Annotated in this window: 14 protein-coding genes; 4 read left to right on the forward strand and 10 right to left on the reverse strand. The window is 34.4% G+C overall.

Annotated elements, in window-relative coordinates; translation table 11 throughout:
* Window positions 1–47 precede the first annotated feature (47 nt).
* Window positions 48–3,191: a hypothetical protein gene (locus tag MY04_RS07845; RefSeq protein WP_066208369.1), complete on the reverse strand. Its 3,144-nt coding sequence runs from the start codon at window positions 3,189–3,191 to the stop codon at window positions 48–50.
* A gap of 299 nt (window positions 3,192–3,490) precedes the next feature.
* On the opposite strand from MY04_RS07845, the gene MY04_RS07850 reads away from it, so the two are divergent.
* Window positions 3,491–5,680 carry a glutamine synthetase III family protein gene (locus MY04_RS07850; protein ID WP_066208371.1) on the forward strand — a complete coding sequence of 730 codons (2,190 nt, stop codon included), beginning with the start codon at window positions 3,491–3,493 and terminating at the stop codon, window positions 5,678–5,680.
* 39 nt (window positions 5,681–5,719) lie between these two features.
* Here MY04_RS07850 and MY04_RS07855 read toward each other — a convergent pair whose 3' ends face one another.
* Together MY04_RS07855 and MY04_RS07860 are read right to left on the reverse strand one after the other, a co-directional pair.
* Window positions 5,720–6,427, reverse strand: a complete 708-nt coding sequence (locus MY04_RS07855; protein WP_066208373.1) for a lysoplasmalogenase — start codon at window positions 6,425–6,427, stop codon at window positions 5,720–5,722.
* A 21-nt stretch (window positions 6,428–6,448) separates the two neighbouring features.
* Complete coding sequence (locus tag MY04_RS07860) at window positions 6,449–7,813, reverse strand: efflux RND transporter periplasmic adaptor subunit (RefSeq protein ID WP_066208374.1); 1,365 nt, start codon at window positions 7,811–7,813, stop codon at window positions 6,449–6,451.
* 311 nt (window positions 7,814–8,124) lie between these two features.
* Between MY04_RS07860 and MY04_RS07865 the strand changes: the two genes are divergently transcribed.
* Window positions 8,125–8,421, forward strand: a complete 297-nt coding sequence (locus MY04_RS07865) for a hypothetical protein (RefSeq protein WP_066208376.1) — start codon at window positions 8,125–8,127, stop codon at window positions 8,419–8,421.
* Window positions 8,422–8,446: 25 nt separating this feature from the next.
* On the opposite strand, the gene MY04_RS07870 is transcribed toward MY04_RS07865, so the two are convergent.
* The gene (locus MY04_RS07870) at window positions 8,447–9,625 is read right to left on the reverse strand and encodes an acetyl-CoA C-acyltransferase (RefSeq protein WP_066208377.1); all 1,179 of its coding nucleotides are present in this window, start codon (window positions 9,623–9,625) and stop codon (window positions 8,447–8,449) included.
* A 247-nt stretch (window positions 9,626–9,872) separates the two neighbouring features.
* Here MY04_RS07870 and MY04_RS07875 point away from each other — a divergent pair, with 247 nt between their 5' ends.
* The gene (locus MY04_RS07875) at window positions 9,873–10,523 is read left to right on the forward strand and encodes a hypothetical protein (protein WP_158297614.1); all 651 of its coding nucleotides are present in this window, start codon (window positions 9,873–9,875) and stop codon (window positions 10,521–10,523) included.
* Here MY04_RS07875 and MY04_RS07880 read toward each other — a convergent pair.
* The 3 genes from MY04_RS07880 to MY04_RS07890 all read right to left on the reverse strand — a co-directional run bounded on the left by MY04_RS07880 (window position 10,520) and on the right by MY04_RS07890 (window position 14,963).
* A complete protein-coding gene (locus MY04_RS07880; RefSeq protein ID WP_066208381.1) occupies window positions 10,520–11,572 on the reverse strand; it encodes an FUSC family protein in 1,053 nt (350 codons plus the stop codon). The two genes, MY04_RS07875 and MY04_RS07880, sit on opposite strands and share 4 nt — an antisense overlap.
* Before the next feature lie 177 nt (window positions 11,573–11,749).
* Window positions 11,750–14,017, reverse strand: a complete 2,268-nt coding sequence (gene pflB / locus MY04_RS07885) for a formate C-acetyltransferase (RefSeq protein WP_066208383.1) — start codon at window positions 14,015–14,017, stop codon at window positions 11,750–11,752.
* Between the two features lie 115 nt (window positions 14,018–14,132).
* Window positions 14,133–14,963 carry a formate/nitrite transporter family protein gene (locus tag MY04_RS07890; RefSeq protein ID WP_066208385.1) on the reverse strand — a complete coding sequence of 277 codons (831 nt, stop codon included), beginning with the start codon at window positions 14,961–14,963 and terminating at the stop codon, window positions 14,133–14,135.
* A gap of 417 nt (window positions 14,964–15,380) precedes the next feature.
* On the opposite strand from MY04_RS07890, the gene MY04_RS07895 reads away from it, so the two are divergent.
* Window positions 15,381–16,280, forward strand: a complete 900-nt coding sequence (locus MY04_RS07895) for a cation diffusion facilitator family transporter (RefSeq protein ID WP_066208386.1) — start codon at window positions 15,381–15,383, stop codon at window positions 16,278–16,280.
* Here the strand turns inward: MY04_RS07895 and MY04_RS07900 are convergent.
* The 3 genes from MY04_RS07900 to MY04_RS07910 form a co-directional block, all read right to left on the reverse strand.
* Window positions 16,277–17,191, reverse strand: a complete 915-nt coding sequence (locus tag MY04_RS07900) for a hypothetical protein (RefSeq protein ID WP_066208387.1) — start codon at window positions 17,189–17,191, stop codon at window positions 16,277–16,279. The two genes, MY04_RS07895 and MY04_RS07900, sit on opposite strands and share 4 nt — an antisense overlap.
* Window positions 17,184–18,539, reverse strand: coding sequence for an MATE family efflux transporter (locus MY04_RS07905; RefSeq protein ID WP_066208389.1), 1,356 nt, complete (start codon window positions 18,537–18,539; stop codon window positions 17,184–17,186). The genes MY04_RS07900 and MY04_RS07905 overlap by 8 nt, the downstream gene beginning before the upstream one ends.
* Window positions 18,540–18,619: 80 nt before the next feature.
* A complete protein-coding gene (locus MY04_RS07910) occupies window positions 18,620–19,966 on the reverse strand; it encodes a PAS domain-containing sensor histidine kinase (protein ID WP_066208391.1) in 1,347 nt (448 codons plus the stop codon).
* Window positions 19,967–19,974 lie beyond the last annotated feature (8 nt).

Consider the following 19,974-nt stretch of genomic DNA (forward strand, 5'->3'; position numbering starts at 1 on the left):
GAGTGGCTTTTTTATTTCTTCATTGTTGATTTTATTTCAACTAATAGTTATCTATTTACATCATATAAAGTCGTCTCTGCAAATTTATAGTCAGATACATTTTGAGAGTTGTCTTTAAATTTAATAAATACTCTCTTGATTCCTGCACCTGCCTTTAAACTCCAAGTGAAACTTTCTGAGTAAGGTCTCCAAACTCCACCAGTAAAACTTTGATCATTAGAGATCATCATAAATTTAGCATCTCTAGCTTTTGTTTGGATAGTAACCGTTGGAGAATCTACTGCAGTTGCACCACCATTAATTTTCACATATTGAGGAATTGGAGGTGTAGTATCTAAAATTATTCTTCCTTCTGTAACTAATGATTCATTACCTGCATCATCACGGAATTTAACATAGACAAACTTTTGACCATCAGTGGAATGTTTAATTAACCAATCTTTAGATGTTGCATATGGCTCCCATTTGATATTTTGCTTGAAGTATCTATCATTAGAGACTTTCATCTCTTTGGCGTCCTCAGCATAAATCTCTAATGCAACTCGACCTGATTTTTCATTGGTATACTCTTCACCATTATTAATGATCAATTTCTCATTAACAGGCTCTTGTCTGTCCAAAATAATGCTTGAAGAAACAGCGTCAGTAACGTTTTCTGCATCATCTTTAAATTTAGCATAAACGGTCTTTTCTCCATCTTCAGCAGCTTCTAGATAATGATTATAGATATAATATTTAAACTTCTCCCATTTGGCATCTGTAAAATCTCTATCGTTAGAAATCATCATTTTTGTAGCACCTCTTGCATTTAGCTTCAATCGTACTACCGCATCAGGATCCGTACAATATTTCTCACCATTGGCTACTAAAATACTTCCTTCTCTAGGAGCATCTGTATCTACACCAACCGAAGCGTATGCAGGTCTTGAAAGGTTACCCACTTCATCTTTAAAGATCACATAAACGAATTTAAGTCCATCTCCAGAAGGGAATTTCCATTTCTTAGAGGTCGAATATTTCTGCCACTCCGCGTCTTTAAAATCAGATCTAGAAGATAACTTCATTTGATGAGCACCTTCTGCACTAATCACCAAGTTCACATCAGTTAAATTGGTTAACTTGTCTTTTGCCTCAGCAATTTCAACACTACCTTTTACAGGAGGAGTCCTATCTAAAGTAACATTCACTGAGTAAGTGTCAGTAATATTACCGGCTTCATCCATAAAGCGAGTATATATTTCTTTCACACCGTCTTCACCTGGAAGTCTCCAAGGAATATTATATTCTGAGTACCCCGTCCATCTAATTTTCTCAAAATTAGGGTGGTTACTAATTTGCATTTTAATGGCATCCTCTGCATTTACTCTAATTAAAGCGATCGCATCAGGATGGTTAACTACTCCTTCTTTGTGATTCTTCACTAAGATAGAACAGTTAAATGGAGGTTTAGTATCTAATTTGATATTATCAGATACAGGTTCTGAAACGTTACCTGCTAAATCTCTATATCTTACGAAAACAGTTTTCACACCGTCTCCACCATCTAAAGTCCAATTTTTAATAGTATTGTAAGGTTCCCATTCGATACCCATAAAGGTAGGATCATTACTTACCTGCATGAAATCAGCTTTTCTTGCGAATAATTTCAGCTGCACTTTATGCTCTTTATCAATACTATATTCTGCGTTATTATTAATCGTGATTTTACCACCAACAGGAGGTTCAGTATCAATTAAAACTCTATCAAAAGCTGGTTCTGAAACATTCTTTGCTCTATCCATAAATTTCACAAAGACACTTCTTAAACCATCTGCTCCCGCTTGAAGTTTCCAATCTTTCACTTTTTCTTTATAAACCATCCAACGTGCACCGTAGAAACTTTTCTGATTCGCAATCATCATAAAACGAGCATCATCTGCTTTGATTTTTAGATCTACAATTTGCTTATCATCTTTCAATAGCTTCACATTATTGGCTGTATCTTGAACGATACCTTCCGCTACAATATCAATTTTAGGATTTTGTGGAGGAGTAGCGTCCAACATTACAGAAGAACTATACACTTCAGATTCGTTATCTGATTGATCTTTAAACTTCACATAGACCGTTTTCTTACCATCTCCGATTGGGAAGTTCCAAACAGGAACCACTGGAGAATAAGGAATCCATTGTGCATCACTTAAAGACTCATTATTAGAAATCTTCATGTGAGTCGCACCTCTTACTATTAATTGAAGTTTATGTTGGGCATGGCTATCGATGAATTTTCTACCATCATCAATAATTACACGACCTAAATCAGGAGGAGTTGTATCCACAATCACACGACCTGACACTATTTTAGAGTAGTTACCAACTTCATCTCTAAAACGAGCATAAACTACTTTTTCACCTTCACCTGGAGGCAAGGTCCATTTTACTTGTTCAGCATAATCGATCCATCCATCTCCACCTCTAATCTGTATATGTGAGGCTCCTTCTGCATAAAAATTTAATGTTACGACAGAGTCTTTGATATACTTCTGCCCCTCATTAATTTTCATTTTACAGTTTACCGGAGGTGTAATATCTATAGTGATTTTGGCACTTACAATTTCCGTAGAGTTTCCTGCAGCATCCTTAAACTGAGCAAAAATTTCTTTTTCACCATCAAGACCCAATAATTTGTATTTATCAATCCTTTGAGTGTAAGGTCTCCAATCTATACCATGAAAATCGGGTCTATTAGATACTCTCATCTTCTCTGCCTCATCAGCAGCCAAGAATAGAGTCACCATTCGAGATTTATTATTCGTGTATGGAAGACCTCCATTGATTAGAATTTCTGGATTTTGAGGTGGAGTTCTATCCAACTCAACCATTAAAGAGGCAACTTCAGAAACGTCTCCAGTATCTTCATTTTTAAATACTGCATAGATGGTTTTAAGACCATCGCCTTCTCCTCTTCTTATTATTGGGAAATCAGGTTTTTCCCAATTCACCCTCTCCCACACAACTCCTCTAAAACTCTCATCACGAGAGATTTTCATGTGTGTAACTGAAGCCGATGCTTTAATTCTTAGATAAACTTTTCCTTCAGGATGGTTTGTCACTATTTTATCTCCTTCAACATAGATTGAACCAGATACTGTTTGTGAAAACACACTATTTAAAGTAAGAAGAAATATAAAACCTAGTAAAAAAATCTTCATAGAAGTGCTATTTAGCATGTTGTATGCTACCCTTTTCTGTAAAAACAAACAACAATAATTCATTTCTTAAACAACGCGGGTTTAATCAAATTATTGAGTATAACTGTGATTTAATCAAATTACATACCAAGTCTACTTTTATAAGGCGATTTATTATAATATTTATAATAAAGCATTCTATGTTATTTTTATTACTATCTAATAATCACTTCTATGAAAAATATTTTATTAGGATAGAAATAAAGTGTATTTTTATCTCTCAAAAAAATAACGTAATAAATAACTTAAGCATCTACAGAATGGCTAGACAACGATTTGATGCATTACGCTTGGTTGAAGAAAGAAAACCTGTAAAAATTACTCCTCCAAGTGATAAAGTTTCTGACTATTATGGCGAGAATACTTTTAGTATGGCCGTAATGCAAGAACAACTTTCATCGGATATATATAATAAATTACAAAATGCTATACATAAAAGTGAGCAAATAGATGAGAACGTTGCCGATGCTGTGGCCACCTCTTTGAAGGCCTGGGCACTATCTAAAGGGGTAACTCACTATACTCACTGGTTTCAACCACTAACTGGCTCAACTGCAGAGAAACATGACGCCTTCTTTGAATTACACAAAGATGGTCATGCTATCGAAAGATTTAAAGGAAGCGCTTTGGTGCGTCAAGAACCGGACGCTTCTTCTTTCCCAAGTGGTGGATTAAGACAAACTTTTGAAGCAAGAGGATATACTGCTTGGGACCCTACTTCCCCTGCATTCATAATCGAAAGCGGAGATGGAAAAACTTTATGCATCCCGACAGTTTTTGTATCCTATACTGGAGAATCTTTAGACAATAAGGCTCCCTTATTAAAAGCACTTGAAAGAGTTGATAAAGCGGCTACTTCAGTTTGTCAGATTTTTGATCGCAGTATTGAAAAAGTGCAAGCCTCTTTAGGGTGCGAGCAAGAATTTTTCTTAATCGATAGGGCTCTTGCCGATGCTCGTCCGGATATATTATTAACTGGCCGTACACTATTTGGTAGAACTCCTCCTAAAGGCCAACAATTAGACGACCATTATTTTGGTTCTATTCCTTCGAGAGTCACTCGTTTCCTTCAGGAATTGGAAATTGAAGCCTATAAACTAGGAATTCCTATTAAAACTCGTCACAATGAGGTAGCTCCAAGTCAGTTTGAAGTTGCTCCTATTTTTGAAGAAGTCAACGTAGCCAACGATCATAATGTATTATTGATGGACCTAATGAAAAAGGTTTCATCAAGACATAATTTTAGAGTGTTGTTTCACGAAAAGCCATTCCAAGGAATGAATGGTAGCGGTAAACATAACAACTGGTCTTTGATTACTGATAAAGGAAAAAATCTTCTTCAGCCCTCTACTAAAGCGAAAGAGAATTTGATATTCATTACTTTCTTTATCAATATCTTAAAGGCTGTTTATGATTATTCTGATCTGTTGAGAGCTTCTATTGCCTCAGCAAGTAACGATTACCGTTTGGGTGCAAATGAAGCTCCTCCTGCTATCATATCAGCATTTATTGGTACTCAACTATTTGATATCCTAACAGAATTGGAACACAATGGAGATATCAAAGTAAAAAAAGGAGACAATATCTACATGAAATTGGGAATTAGTAAAATCCCTCCAATTCTTTTAGATAATACTGATAGAAACAGAACTTCACCTTTTGCTTTCACAGGAAATAAATTTGAATTCAGAGCTGTAGGTTCGAATGCTAATAATGCTCGTCCAATGACAGTTCTAAATACTGCTGTGGCGAATCAATTGGACCTTTTCAAAAGAGAAGTAGACAAATTGATGGAGCAAGATGAGAAGAAAGAAGTGGCTATCATTGATATCCTTCGTTCTTATATCCCATCCGTGAAAAAAGTCATTTTCGAAGGAAACGGCTATGGTGATGAATGGGTAAAAGAAGCGAAAAAACGTAAATTATCTAATAACAAAGACACTCCTAGAGCCCTTTCTGTTTTAAAAGAAACTTCTACGGCTCGTTTATTCAAGAGAATGCGTATCATGTCTCAAGCAGAATTGGATGCTAGACATGAAATCAGACTTTCGAATTATATCATGAAAATGCAAATTGAGTCACGCGTAATGGCTGACCTAGCATTAAACCATATCGCTCCTACTGCTATTCGATATCAAAATATGTTGATTGAAAATGTAAAAGGTTTAAAAGATATTGGTTTGGAGAGCCAAACTGAAGAGACAATGATTACCATCAAAAATGTAAGTAATCACCTTGTTTCTGTAAAGAAATTGGCCCATGAAATGACTCAGGAAAGAAAACGCATCAATGCAATGGAAAACGTGGAAGAAAAAGCGTTAGCCTATTGCGATGATATCAAAGAGAAATATTTTGAGGAACTTAGATGGCATGTTGATAAGTTGGAAACTATGATTGACGACGAGATGTGGCCACTACCTAAGTATCGAGAGCTATTATTCTTGAGATAAAAAAATAGTCATCTAATTAATTTTAGATGACTATTTTTTTTATGATACCGCTTCTACCATCATTCCCCTACTAATTAATAGTTGGGCTACAATATATGTAATCATTATATAGGCATGAGATATTTCATATCCTTGAAAGGCGTCCATACCAATCATAATGTCTGAAATAATAAATATGAATGCTCCTGCAGCTGTAAACCAAGCCCACTTATCCTTTCTGACAAAAATTCGAATCACTGCAAACGAAAACATTACTGAAATAATGATGCTGTAAGACAATATTGGTGCGTACATCAAAGAATGTGTGGATGCAATATGTTCTCCAATAAATAATCCTATTACTGATACAACAAATGAGAATAAGAAACCCATCATTTTATCTTTCACTCCTGAAAAAAAGAAAGCGATAATATACAGCACATGACAAACAAAAAAGCAACCTAATGCCAATAACATTACTTCTTCATCACTTCTAAACATCATGTATAAATCTCCTATCCAAGCAAAGAAAAAACCTATCATCATTGCTTTGTAAATAATAGAGTTTTCTGTTGTTTCTTTCCAAGTTGCCGAGAAATATATGGCGATGAAAGGCATTAATAACGGTTTAGAAAAAATCGTCAATAGTGAGTTATCAACGAAATTACTGTACACGTTTACAAAAAAAATGATAGAAAAAAGACCCCAGAAAATTTTCCTTTGTCGGTTATTCAGGGGTTCTTTTACAATTTTAGTATTTGATGTCATATTTTAAATATATTCCTAATCTTATTTAGCAGAGTTCATGTCTTCTACTAAATCACCTGGCTTCAAGGTTTCTGAAATCACTCTAAATGGACCTTTAATAATCACCTCTCCATCTTCAATTCCTTCTAGTATTTCAATATTATCAAAATCAGAAATACCAGTTTTCACTTCTTTTGGAGTTACTTCCTGAGTAGTTTTATCATATACAAATACAACTTCTAATAACTCTGAATCTTTTTTTCTTGAGTTATTCAACATTGTTTTGTTCTCATCACCTACTTTATCCTCTTCACCTTCTTCATCTTTTTTGGTAAGCTCAGAACGTTTTCTAGTAGTTACAGAAGTTAATGGCACAACTAAAATATCCTTTTTAGTCTGTGTAATAATATCTACAGAAGCTGTCATACCAGGTCTAAACGGAGATTCAGCATTTTGATTCTCTACCATTAAGTTAGCATAAGAATTTGGAAGTAAACGAATTTTCACTTCAAATTCTGTAACAACATCAGAAGAGGTAGCGTCTTTTGCCGAATTTGCGATAGCAGTTACCACTCCTTTAAACTTCATATCTCTAAATGAGTAAGCATCCACATCAATAATAGCAGTATCTAATTTATGAACACGGATGATATCATTTTCATTTACATCTACCTGTGCTTCCATTTCTGATAGGTTAGCGATTCTCATCAACTCGGTAGCCGACATTTGACGAGCACCTACAACCATCTCTCCTTTTTCCACCGATAACTTTGATACAACTCCAGACATTGGAGCAAAAATCTTTGTTAGTTGTAACGATTCTTTTGCATCGTCAACTTGTGCCTCTGCACTCTTTACAGTGTATTCTGAAGCTCTTACACTTTCTTTAGATGCTTCTAAGTTTGCTTGTGCAATTTCAAAATCAGCTTTGCTATTTTCATATTCCTGATCTGAAATCACTTTATCTTCCCAAAGCTGTTTATTTCTATTAAACGTTAACTCCGCTTGTTTTAACCTCGCTTCATTTTGAGCAACATCTGCTCTCGATCTAGCCAATTGTGCTTTTTGAGAGTTCAATGATGCTCTTGCTTGATCTAAAGCCGATTGAAAGTTATCAGGACGTATCTGAGCGAGCAATTGCTTTGTAAAAACTGAATCTCCTTCTTTAATATACAACTCCCTGATTTCACCTGATACTTCAGATGACAAAGTCACTTCATTTATAGGTTGAACTTTACCAGACGCACTCACTTTCTCAGTGATTGTTCCTTTAGCGGCAGTAGCAAATTCAACTTTTACTGATTTTTTCTGATTTGATTTGTAAAGGTAAGCACCTCCTCCAGCGACAACTACAAGTAAAATTAGAGAGAGATATAATACTTTATTTGATTTCTTTTTCTTTGCCATAATAGTTTAGTGACTTTATGATAGTATGTTTTTATAGAAGTTTAGAATTGATCAAGTAATTTGACAACTGTACAATTTGAATAATTTCTTATTCATTATCATCAACAAAAATAAGGATATTATTGAAAATGTTATTGAATATAATCGATTTCATCTGATAATAATCGAAGTTCAACGAATTATATTTTAAAAACGAGTTTTGAACTAAAATAAATCTATAGAATTAAGTATATTTAATAGTATCAATTTAGAATACTTTTCTAAAGTAATCATCAAGAAAATATGATTTAATCGATTAACATAAATAATTTATGAGTACCTATACTTCTATACTCGACTTACTCATTAACAAATGGATTCTTTTCTCATCACCCGATTATCCATCAGGAAAGATTAAAAGTTTAAATATTCTGTGGTCTGATTATGTTGAAAATTATCAGCTTCAATTGACAATGGAACTATTTAATCAAACCGAAGTTCAAATACGTATCCCTTTAGAGAACAATGATGAAGAATTTTACATCAAATTATTGAAAGGTAGCTTGGGAATTATTTTTGATTCTGAGGAAGAATTGAGAAAGTATTTAAACGCAGAAAAGGTGATATAAACCTAATTTATATCACCTTAATTAATTATAGTTTCTCAATAATAACTGCAGAGGCTCCACCTCCACCATTACAAATTGCAGCAAGTCCTTTTTTACCTTTTCTTGCATTTAGAACACCCATAAGTGTCACCATAATTCTTGCTCCAGAAGCACCTAACGGATGCCCCATAGAAACTGAACCTCCATGAACATTGACAATATCACTCGACAATCCTAATTGCTTTGAGAAAGCCAAAGTCACTACAGAGAATGCCTCGTTTACTTCCCAATAGTCTATATCTTCTTTAGATAGACCTGCTTTTTTTAATGCTTTATTTGCAGCATCAGGTGGGGCAATAGTAAACCACTCAGGTGCTAAGGATGCATCAGCAAAGCTTACTACTTTTGCTATAGGTTTTAAACCTAATCTTTTTACAGCCTCTTCACTTGCTAAAATAATAGAAGCAGCCCCATCATTAATAGTTGATGCATTCGCGGCTGTTACTGTTCCATCTTTCGTAAATACGGCTCTTAAGGATGGTATTTTTTCAAACTTTACTTTAGTGAATTCCTCATCTTTGTCAACAATCAAATCATCTCCCCTTCTTTGAGGTACAACTACTGGAATAATTTCATTAGCAAAAATTCCATCTTCCGTTGACATTGCTGTTCTTTTATAAGATTCTATTGCGAAGGCATCTTGTTCTTCTCTTGAAATCTCACATTTTACAGCAGTAGCATCAGCACAAACACCCATAGCCTCACCATTGTAAGCATCTGAAAGACCATCTTTTACCAAACCATCCAATAATTGTCCGTGACCGTAACCATGACCATAACGACCCTTTGGAACGTAATAAGGGATATTCGACATCGATTCCATCCCTCCAGTAACAACAATATCGTTATCACCTAACATGATTGATTGTGCTCCTAACATTAAGGTTTTCATTCCAGAAGCACATACTTTATTTACTGTTGTACATGGCACATCGTGTCCGATGCCAGCACCAAGCGCTGCTTGCTTTGCAGGAGCTTGACCAAGATTTGAGGCAATCACATTCCCCATAAAAACTTCGTTCACTTCCGAAGGTTGAACGCCTGCTTTTTCTAAAGCACCTTTGATGGCAGTGCTTCCTAATTGAGTTGCTGATAGTGAAGACAATACACCTCCAAAGCTACCGATAGGCGTTCTTACCGCCGATACGATATATACTTCTTTCATAGTGTTATTTTATTTTTGTTTATTGGTTGTGGTGTTAGTAAAAATAAATTATTACTGATACAATAATAGTACTTTTTACATTAATAGTAAATCCTTTTGACCTTTTATAAAATCTAAGTAAATATTTTGCCTTGAATGAATATTGGTTTACTTTAGTTTTTTAAACCAAATAAAAATGAAGACTAATTCTCTCATGTTTCTTAAACAACTAAACAAATTTTCAAAAAACTTATTTGATTTTACACTCATGTTTCTAGCTGTTGTCTCTGCATTTCTTTTGAATGACTGGAAGGATAGTAAAAAATCTGAAGTACAAGAAGAAAAGATTTTAATCGAAATAAATAAAGGGCTAGAATTGGATAAAGAGCAACTCAAACAATTTATTTATTCTGATTCTGTAGGTATTGAGGCAGCAATATATTTTAAAAAGTTAATCACCGAAAAGAATAAGAAGGCAGAAGGGAAGTTCCCTATTCAACAACTCTTGCTCACTACAAAAGATTTACTAGTTCTAAATGTTTCAGGGTATGAATCATTAAAAGAGAATGGTGTTGAAATTATCGACAATGATGAGCTTAGAAATAAAGTCATTCTACTTTATGAGTATTATCTAAAAATGTGTCTAGAAAGCGAAGACAAATCACCTGAAAATCAATTACATCAAAATTACTTCTTTAGAATTAGTGATATTCTATCAAAAGATTTCATATACTCGAAAAAAGGTGAATTATTAGATATTAAACACCCTTTATCACTTTCAGTAAATGATAAAAACAAATTGTTACTGTATATGGATAAAATCATTATGGTTAGAAATTTATCCATGCATTATAAAAAACTCGCGTTACATCATCTTCAAGATGTAAGATCTGAAATCAATAAAAAGTTAGAAAATTAATTATTGAATACCTTATAAACACTTTGTTCTAATTTGAATAATTGCAGACCATATTGATAGTTAAGCCAAACATAACTATATGGACTCAAAGGCGTGTGCTCGTCATCATTTTCTTGATACAACTTATCTAATTCTTCTCTGGAGGAAGTTAGTCTGATCACTGTTTCTTCAGGAGAGGTGTAGGTATTGTCTTTTAATTGCTTCGCTATATTTTGCATTCGCTCAGTAAAGAACGCTCGTTTTTCTTGAATGGAATACAATTGACTGATATACTTATTCCCTATCTCAGAAGCTATCGTACTTGAATTCAACAGTTCTACAATAGAACTCATTTTCCGCATCACAACGGTAATATTCTCAAGTTCCTGACGGTTTAACTTAAAATGTTTGCTTTCTTTTGTGACATGCTCATATGTTTTCCTTTGTTTCCTTAAAGAGTTAAACACCAAAGTCATATCATCTAAGTATTCTTTGTGCGCAAACTCTCCTTTTATGGTGGATGTATATAATTTATCGATCATCAAAATACTCTCTGCCATTTCGAGTCTTAATTCTTTAATTCCTCTTACGGGAAATATCAAAGAGAAAATCAAAGTGATTAATCCCCCTGCCATAATATTTCCTACTCTCCATAAAGCACTATCAATCGTCTTATCTTCAGTAACTCCCAAAACAATCACAACAGTGAAAATACATACCAAGTAAGAATATGGATATTTTTTAAATAGCGATGCCATTAATGGTATCCAAGCGATTAAAAAGATGGTTTGCATCCATAAGTTGTTATGGAAAAAGAAGATCATAGCCACTCCAGAAATGGATGCTGCAATGGTGCCCAATATTCTTTGTTTTACTCTATGAATTATCCCTCCAAATTCTGGATACGGCCCTAACAAAACCACGACAGTGATACATACCCAAGACCCATGAGGAATTTTAAAATAATTGACGGTAAAAAATGAGAAAGCAAGAATGGCTATTGTTCGATACAAATGTACTTTCTCAACATTATTATAAATATAAGCCTCTATTTTCTTTGAAATAGACATTATGAGTGCTGTTTGAGTATTTGATATAATTTGTTTTTTGTCAGATGATAACAGATATGTAAACCGAATTTACTATATATTTGATGATTATAATACAACCTAAATCATCTAAATAAAAAAAGGCCATTTCCGAAGAAATGACCTTTGATATATCATGTAAAGAAATCCAACTATGTATTACATAGACTCGTGGAATGTTCTTTGAATTACCTCTAATTGGTGAGCTCTTGATAATCTGATGAAGTTCACAGCGTAACCCGATACACGGATTGTTAACTGAGGATAGTTCTCAGGATTTTCGTAAGCATCCATTAGTGTTTCTCTGTTCAACACGTTCACGTTCAAGTGGTGTGCCATACCGCCTTCTTCAGCGAAGTAACCATCCATCATAGTTACTAGGTTTTTCACTTGAGTATCACGATCAGAACCTAAAGATTTAGGAACGATTGAGAATGTGTTAGAGATACCATCTTGAGCATCGTTGTAGTCTAACTTAGCTACTGAGTTCAATGAAGCAACAGCACCGTTAGTATCACGACCGTGCATTGGGTTAGCACCTGGAGCGAATGGCTCACCAGCCTTACGACCGTCAGGAGTAGCACCAGTTTTCTTACCATACATTACGTTCGAAGTAATTGTCAATAATGACATTGTAGGAACTGCGTTACGGTAAGTTTTGTGCTTCGCTAACTCAGTGAAGAAGATATGAGAAATTTCTTTAGCGATGTTATCTACTTCGTCGATGTCGTTACCATATTTAGGGAAGTCACCTTCGATTTCGAAATCAACTGCTAAACCATTCTCGTCACGGATAGGCTTCACTTTAGCATGCTTGATTGCTGATAATGAATCGGCAATGATTGAGATACCTGCTGCACCGTAAGCCATATCGATACCTGGGTTAGTGTCCAAGAATGCGAATTGAGCTTTTTCGTAATAGTGCTTGTCGTGCATGTAGTGAATGATGTTCATTGTTTTTACGTAAACACGAGCAACATCTACCATTGTTTTCTTGAATTGCGTCATTACTTTGTCGTAATCCAAGTACTCATCACCTGTCATTGAATCGATATCATCTGCAACAAGAACGTTTTTGTTCTCATCGTGACCAGCGTTGATAGCCATCAATAACGCTTTAGGTAAGTTTGTACGAGCACCGAAGAATTGGATACGCTTACCGATTTCTTGGTAAGATACACAACATGCGATACCGTAGTCATCAGAACCTCTGTTTGGTCTCATCAAATCATCATTCTCATATTGGATTGATGAAGTATCAATTGATACTTGAGAACAGAAATCTTTAAATCCTTGAGGTAACTCGTTAGACCAAAGTACAGTTAAGTTTGGCTCTGGAGACGCACCTAAGTTATAAAGTGTTTGTAAGAATCTGAATGATGACTTAGTTACTTTAGTACGACCATCATGGTATACACCACCAATCGCTTCAGTAATCCAAGTTGGGTCACCACCAAAGATTTCGTCATAAGCACCAGGACGAAGGTGACGAACCATACGTAACTTCATTACGAAGTGGTCGATATATTCTTGTGCTTCAACTTCGTTGATAGTACCTTCTTCAATATCTTTTTGGATGTAGATGTCCAAGAATGAAGAAACGTTACCAAGTGACATTGCTGCACCATCTTGTTCTTTTACTGCTGCTAAGTATGCGAAGTAAACTGCTTGAACAGCTTCTTTAGCATTTTGAGCTGGACGAGTAACATCACAACCATAAGATGCCGCCATTGTAGCGATATCTTTCAAAGCAGAAACTTGAGAAGAAATTTCTTCTCTTAATTGAATTTGCTCAGCAATATCAGCACCTGAACCAGTAATTAAACCATCTTCGATTGCTGCGTGATCTGCTTGTTTTTGAGCGATCAAGAAGTCAGTACCATATAAAGCTAAACGACGGTAGTCACCAATTATACGACCACGTGCATAGTTATCAGGAAGACCAGTAAGGATACCTAATGAACGGTAAGTTCTGATTTCTTTATCATATGCTGAGAACACTTGGTTGTTGTGATCTTTTGCATAATGGAAAACGTTTTCAACTGCTGGGTTAACAGTTTTACCTTTTTCTTCAACAGCGTTTTTAACTACTCTGTAACCACCGAATGGTTTCATAGCTCTTTTCAACAACTCGTCAGTTTGTAAACCTACGATAGTTTCAAGATCCTTGTTGATGTAACCAGGTTTGTGAGAAGTAACAGTTGAGATTGTATCCGTATCGATATCACGGCAACCATCATTTTCTCTTTCTTCTTTCATACCTGCTAAACAGATATCCCAAAGTTTTTTTGTTGCTTCAGTTGCTTCAGCTAAAAATGAAGAATCTCCGTAGTAAGGTGTAACATTATTGATTACGAAGTCATAAACATTTACTTCGTTTTTCCATGTTGTTCCTTGAAACTGAGAGTTCTTTACAGCGTTTTCCATGTTATATAATTTTTGTTTTTCTTTACAATCTTCTCATTCACTAACGATGATTTTTCACAATTAGATCGAGAAATTTGAATTTATTAAATAAATTGATGTTAAATAATGACCTACACTATTGTTTAATCAATTCCTTTTCAATTTGTTTTTCTTCTTTTTCAGATTCTGGCTTCACAAACATCCACCAGTATATTGTTCCTACGAAGAAGGCTCCTCCAACAATATTACCTATTGTTGCTGGAATTAGGTTTGTTACTATAAAGTCAACCCAAGTAATATCAGCACCATTAAAGATAGCTGCTGGAATTACATACATATTGGCAATACAGTGTTCAAAACCAAATGTTACGAATGTCATTACTGGGAACCAAATACCTAATACTTTGCCCGTAATGTCTTTAGCAGCATAGGCCTGCCAAGCGGCCAAACACACTAGCCAATTGGCACCCACTGCTTTGAAGAACGTTTTGTAAAATGGATTACCCACTTTGTGATGAGCTACATTCAATAGCGCATCATGAAACACTTGCGCATCGACAACACCTGTCAATGTCGTTATAAAATAAGCTACAAATAAAGAACCGATGAAGTTACCTAAGTAACCGAACACCCATACCTTACCTAGCTTTGATAGTTGCTGATCTTTAGAGAAAACAGAAACTGTCATCATTGCAGTACTAGAAGTAAACAGTTCTGCTCCAGCTACGATACACAAAATTAGTCCTACTGGGAAAACAGCACCCATTGCAAACTTAGCTAGTCCAGGATTCTCTGCTGCGATCCCTGGCATTCCACCTCCAACTACAATAGCTAAAAGGAAACCGAAAGCAACATATGCACCTCCAAGGAAACCAAATACTAATAATTGTTGAACGGACATTCCGCCTTTTTGCAATGCACCATTTCTGATGTTATTTAAAATATCTTTTGGTGATGAATAACCCATATTCTTTTTGATTGTGAGATTTTCTCTTTGTGATGTTACAAATATGTTTTGGGGTAAAAACTGTTTTGGTGATGGTGGTCATCAAAATGAAATTCACAATGATTCACACACCTTAAACACCACAAAAACAATGCTTTACACACGATTTTTTAACGGTTTTTTTTTGAAAAAAGTTTTTAAAAAAATACACTTTTTCACTTCATTATGAATCGTTTAAGAATGAAATTTCTCACTTAGCGTAACTTGTCGTTTTGCGAAATTTCGCTTTACTACTAACGTAATAACTACACCTATTTTTATAAAAGGGTTTGTTTATAGAATGAATATAAAATAACTCAGTACCATAATATATTTTCGACAATGGTTAGAAGCTCATGTAAGTTTTTATTAAATTGTCTGTATTTAAACTGATTATATATGAAACACCAAGGTCATCATCATTCACATGGTCAACATCAAGATAACACTTCTAATATAGGATGGGCTTTTGCCCTAAACCTTTTCTTTACCATTATCGAATTTATAGGGGGTGCACTTACAAATTCCGTAGCCATATTATCAGATGCTATACACGACCTTGGAGATACTATTGCAATAGGACTGGGTTATTTCTTCGAACGATATTCCAATAAAAAAGAAAATCCGACTTACACATATGGCTACAGACGTTATTCCACTCTATCTGCCATCATCAATGTGATTGTCCTAACAACAGGTTCGATCATCATGCTTTCTAAAAGTATTCCAAGGATTATTGAGCCTGAAGAGGTAGACGTAAAAGGGATGATATTTTTTGGTATACTTGGTGTCATCATCAATGGATCTGCGGTTTTTAAATTGATGAAAAATAAAAACTCAGCAAATCAAAGAGTAATGATGCTTCATTTGTTAGAGGATACTTTAGGCTGGGTGGCCGTTCTAATCGGAGCCATTGTGATGTATTTTATCAACTTACCGATAATCGACCCTATTTTATCTACTTGTATTGCTGTTTATATTCTTTATAATGCAGTAAAAAACCTTTTTTCTATTCTCCCCATCTTTCTTCAAGCTGCTCCCACAAATGTTGATCAGAAGAAAATTGTGCAACAAATTCGATCGCTTCAGGGAGTCAAAGATCTTCATGATCTACACATTTGGTCTTTAGATGGAGAGTTTAATATTATGAGCCTACATTTAGTCATAGATAAAGACCTTGATAAAAATCAAGTTGCTTCTATAAAAAAAGATATTCGACGAATTACTAGCGAAGATCAGATTCATCATGTTACCATTGAATTTGAATGGGAAAATGAAATCTGTGATATCGCTCACTAGCTCACTTTTCTAAGAGGAACTCCTGCACTAGGTTTAGAAGCCTCTTCTACTTTATTGAAGGCATCGCCTACTCTCAAAATTTCTTTCTTTAAAAACCCTCCTACTTCCGCAAGATCAATTCTGTCTGTGGTATAAGCTGCCCTTATATTAGATACTTTACATTTATCTTCTAATTCTTCTAAATTTTTAAAGAAGTCCTCAGCATGTTTTTCATATTTATCTGAAGGGGAATTCTCCCAAACACAATAAACGCCATCTAAATCGTATCTATCAATCATTCCTTTATGTTTAAAAAGGCTTTGATTTAATAAATAAGAGAACTGTTGCATTTCTTCCATTTTTTCTAGCAATTGATCCGTAGTAAATTCCCAACGTACATGCATTACCACAAACTCTTTTTCTTTAGGTTCATAAAAACGAGAGAAGACCATATCAAATAGTTCTGTTGCACCCAAGAATTTATCTACCTCGAATATGAAATGATACATTCCAAATAGAACGAACATATATATTGCTCTACCCAAAAAGAAGTCACTTTCGAAAGAATGAATAATATGTTTTATCACTTCACTAAAGGATAAATCATCTGATATCATTCCCTTCAACACATCCTCAACTAATATTGTCAGGAAAATAACTACAGTATATAGTATAGATTTCATCATTACTATATTCAACAGCTTTGTACGTTTTAGTTTTAGGTCAATTCCGACAGATTCTAAAATTACCACTACTTTACCTGTAAGTGCTGCTGAAAAGGTCGCTGCACCTATATATCCAATTTTAAAATCAATCTTATCTGAAATTAAAACCGCTATAATAACCAGCAAATTTAAGCCAACAGCAAAATAGGCAGTGACTAAAAACGTTTTTTTAACTTCGTGGATAATTTTATCTTTTATATTACTCATCAGAAATAGATATTTTTTTTGATAATTTTTTTAATTCTCTTTTTAAATATACAGCTGCAAAAGCGATGGATACCAAGTCTGAAAAGAAAAAAGATACCCAAGTTCCTGTTACTCCCCAGAAATGAGAAAAAATGTATACAAATGGTATTCTAAAAAACAATTGTCTTAATAAAGTCAATAATAAAGCATCCCTTGCTTTAGCCAAAGCTTGTGCAAACATACTTGCTGTTATACCAATAGTAATTATGGGTAGTGCGGCCATCACACCCCACATTGCTGGAATACTTTCTTGGATTAACTGTTGGTCTTTGGTAAATAAACTTGTGAGTTCTTCATCAAAGCAAAAGACTAAAACCACAATAATACTATTGACAATCACGCCGTATTTTATTCCATTGGTTACGGTGTCCTTCACTCTTTGATATTTACCAGCTCCATAATTAAAGCTGCAAATTGTCAATAAACCCTGCCCTAAACCAATAATTGGAAATGTAGCCAATAAGAAAAGCCTACTCACAACGCCATAAACAGCAACACTAACTTCTCCTCCATGTTCAAAAAGTATGTGATTAAGTATAATTGCAATAACACTTGAAGCTGCTTGTCTAGCAAAAGAAGCTGACCCAAGAGCCAAAATTTCATTGACAATTTTTTGTTGATATTTTAAGTATTTAGAGGCAAGACTTAAGTGCGTCTTCCCTCTAAGGAAGAAAATGACTAGAAAAAAGAATCCTATGAAATATGATATTAGGGTAGCATATGCTGCCCCTTCCATTCCCATATCTAATCCTATAATAAATATCGGGTCTAGTATAATGTTACAAACACTAGGTACTACCATAGCGAACATGGCTGTTTTTGCATGCCCCTCTGATCTTACCGCATTGTTGACTACCATTGACCAGGTTAAAAATGGCATTCCCCATAAGATGATATTAAAATAAGATTCTGCATAAGGGTATATATCACCGTTTGCTCCAAAAAACAGCAATAACTCTCTTTCAAAGAAAAAGCCGATGCCAACTGCAATAATCGTTAACCCTACAGCTATGATCACTTGATTCCCTAAAACCTCATTTGCCTTTTGCCTGTTTTTTCCACCTAGTGCACTTGAAATAAGAGCGGCTCCACCCATGCCTACCGACATTCCAATGGATTGAATCATTAAAATTAAAGGGGAAACAACAGAAATCCCTGCCAATCCAAGAGTACCGACCCAACGACCAATAAAAAAAGTATCAGCCATTTGATAAATCACCATTACCATCATTCCTGCAGCTGCAGGTACTGACATTTTAAATAATAATTGTTTGATATTATCCTTTCCAAGATCGGTGGATGCTGCCATGGATTATAAATTAATTTTGGGATATAGTAGAACTTGAAGTTAGAAAAGTTTTTGTTGTAATCTTATTTTTATGTTTAAAATTATTTTGAAGGAATAGCCACTCTAAATGTTGATCCTTTATTTTCTTCAGATTCACAGACTATTACCCCTCCATGTATTTCAACAAATTCTTTTGCGATTACTAACCCTAATCCAGTACCAGGAATATGATTTGTATTGCTTGCTCTGAAAAACGACTCAAATAATTGTGAAAATTCATTTAATGGAATACCTAAACCTTTATCAATAACTTCGAATAAAAATGAGGACTCATCTACTTTTACATTCACTATTACCTCATCATTTGAATATTTAATAGCATTTGACATTAAGTTATCAAAAACGTGATGTATTAAATCGGTATCTAACCAGAAGGAATCACATTTAATATCAAAATTTAATTGGATTTCTCTAGTGGTATGTGTTTTATCAATGTACTCATTTAAATAATCGGTGATAAACTTTTCTATATGAATTAAATCAGGTGAATATGGGGTTCTGCCTGCTTCGATTTTACCCAATTGTAATACTTCATCCATTAAAATATTTAAACGGGTAGACTCGTTTTCCATTCTTTGAACATACTTTTGTATTCCAAACTGATCCAAAGAAACTCCTTGTTTTTCTAGTTTCAATTCGACCAATTCTAAATTTGCTAAAATTGTAGCTAATGGTGTTTTGAACTCATGCGAAGCCATTGATATAAACTTAGACCTCATTTCGTTCAATTCTTTCTCTCTTTCTAAATTTTTTCTTAATTCATCCTCAATCTTCTTTTGATTTAAAACATTCCTGACTACCACAAAATAAAAAACTGTTTCTGAAATAGGTAACGTGATAATACTAACCTCTGTGGGAATCTGATCTCCAGATTTACCTTTAAATTCCCACTCAAATCGAATCTCCCCTTGTCTTTGTACACTATTTACCATTGCCTTAAATAATTTTTTTGATTCACCTCCATAAGGTTGGGAATCGGGGGAGTTGCGGCTTATCCACTCATTGAATAGAACTTCTTTTAACTGCCCAAAAAAAGTAGTCACCTTATCGTTATACACATTAATTCTAAACTTACTATCTAGAATAAAATAGGCATCTGAGGATTTATCAAAAATGGATTTAAATTTTTCTTGCTTTAGCTGAAGAGTAAGCTGATTACTAAAAATGAAATCAGAAAATGACTTTACTATAGTTTTTACATTTCTGTTAGCGAAAACTATGTTTGAGGTGTTCTGTGACCAAAGGGTTTCTAAAAATATTAGGGTAAAAAACAGTAAGAGAATAAATAAATGAAACTCTCTATCTTCTGATTGAAAGATTAAAAAAGAAATTAAGACAATAGAAAATAAATGAGTAGGTTTTAGAGATTTAAATAGCCTTTTGATCATTACAGTGG

Source organism: Flammeovirga sp. MY04, assembly GCF_001682195.2.
Classification (GTDB): domain Bacteria; phylum Bacteroidota; class Bacteroidia; order Cytophagales; family Flammeovirgaceae; genus Flammeovirga; species Flammeovirga yaeyamensis.

What these genes read in the sequence shown, in the direction of transcription:
- MY04_RS07890 (WP_066208385.1), bottom strand. Translation starts at nt 14,963, where the DNA reads ATGGGTTATTCATCACCAAAAGATATTTTAAATAACATCAGAAATGGT.
- MY04_RS07895 (WP_066208386.1), top strand. Translation starts at nt 15,381, where the DNA reads ATGAAACACCAAGGTCATCATCATTCACATGGTCAACATCAAGATAAC.
- MY04_RS07855 (WP_066208373.1), bottom strand. Translation starts at nt 6,427, where the DNA reads ATGACATCAAATACTAAAATTGTAAAAGAACCCCTGAATAACCGACAA.
- MY04_RS07845 (WP_066208369.1), bottom strand. Translation starts at nt 3,191, where the DNA reads ATGAAGATTTTTTTACTAGGTTTTATATTTCTTCTTACTTTAAATAGT.
- MY04_RS07870 (WP_066208377.1), bottom strand. Translation starts at nt 9,625, where the DNA reads ATGAAAGAAGTATATATCGTATCGGCGGTAAGAACGCCTATCGGTAGC.
- MY04_RS07865 (WP_066208376.1), top strand. Translation starts at nt 8,125, where the DNA reads ATGAGTACCTATACTTCTATACTCGACTTACTCATTAACAAATGGATT.
- pflB (WP_066208383.1), bottom strand. Translation starts at nt 14,017, where the DNA reads ATGGAAAACGCTGTAAAGAACTCTCAGTTTCAAGGAACAACATGGAAA.
- MY04_RS07850 (WP_066208371.1), top strand. Translation starts at nt 3,491, where the DNA reads ATGGCTAGACAACGATTTGATGCATTACGCTTGGTTGAAGAAAGAAAA.
- MY04_RS07875 (WP_158297614.1), top strand. Translation starts at nt 9,873, where the DNA reads ATGTTTCTAGCTGTTGTCTCTGCATTTCTTTTGAATGACTGGAAGGAT.
- MY04_RS07860 (WP_066208374.1), bottom strand. Translation starts at nt 7,813, where the DNA reads ATGGCAAAGAAAAAGAAATCAAATAAAGTATTATATCTCTCTCTAATT.
- MY04_RS07905 (WP_066208389.1), bottom strand. Translation starts at nt 18,539, where the DNA reads ATGGCAGCATCCACCGATCTTGGAAAGGATAATATCAAACAATTATTA.
- MY04_RS07880 (WP_066208381.1), bottom strand. Translation starts at nt 11,572, where the DNA reads ATGTCTATTTCAAAGAAAATAGAGGCTTATATTTATAATAATGTTGAG.
- MY04_RS07910 (WP_066208391.1), bottom strand. Translation starts at nt 19,966, where the DNA reads ATGATCAAAAGGCTATTTAAATCTCTAAAACCTACTCATTTATTTTCT.
- MY04_RS07900 (WP_066208387.1), bottom strand. Translation starts at nt 17,191, where the DNA reads ATGAGTAATATAAAAGATAAAATTATCCACGAAGTTAAAAAAACGTTT.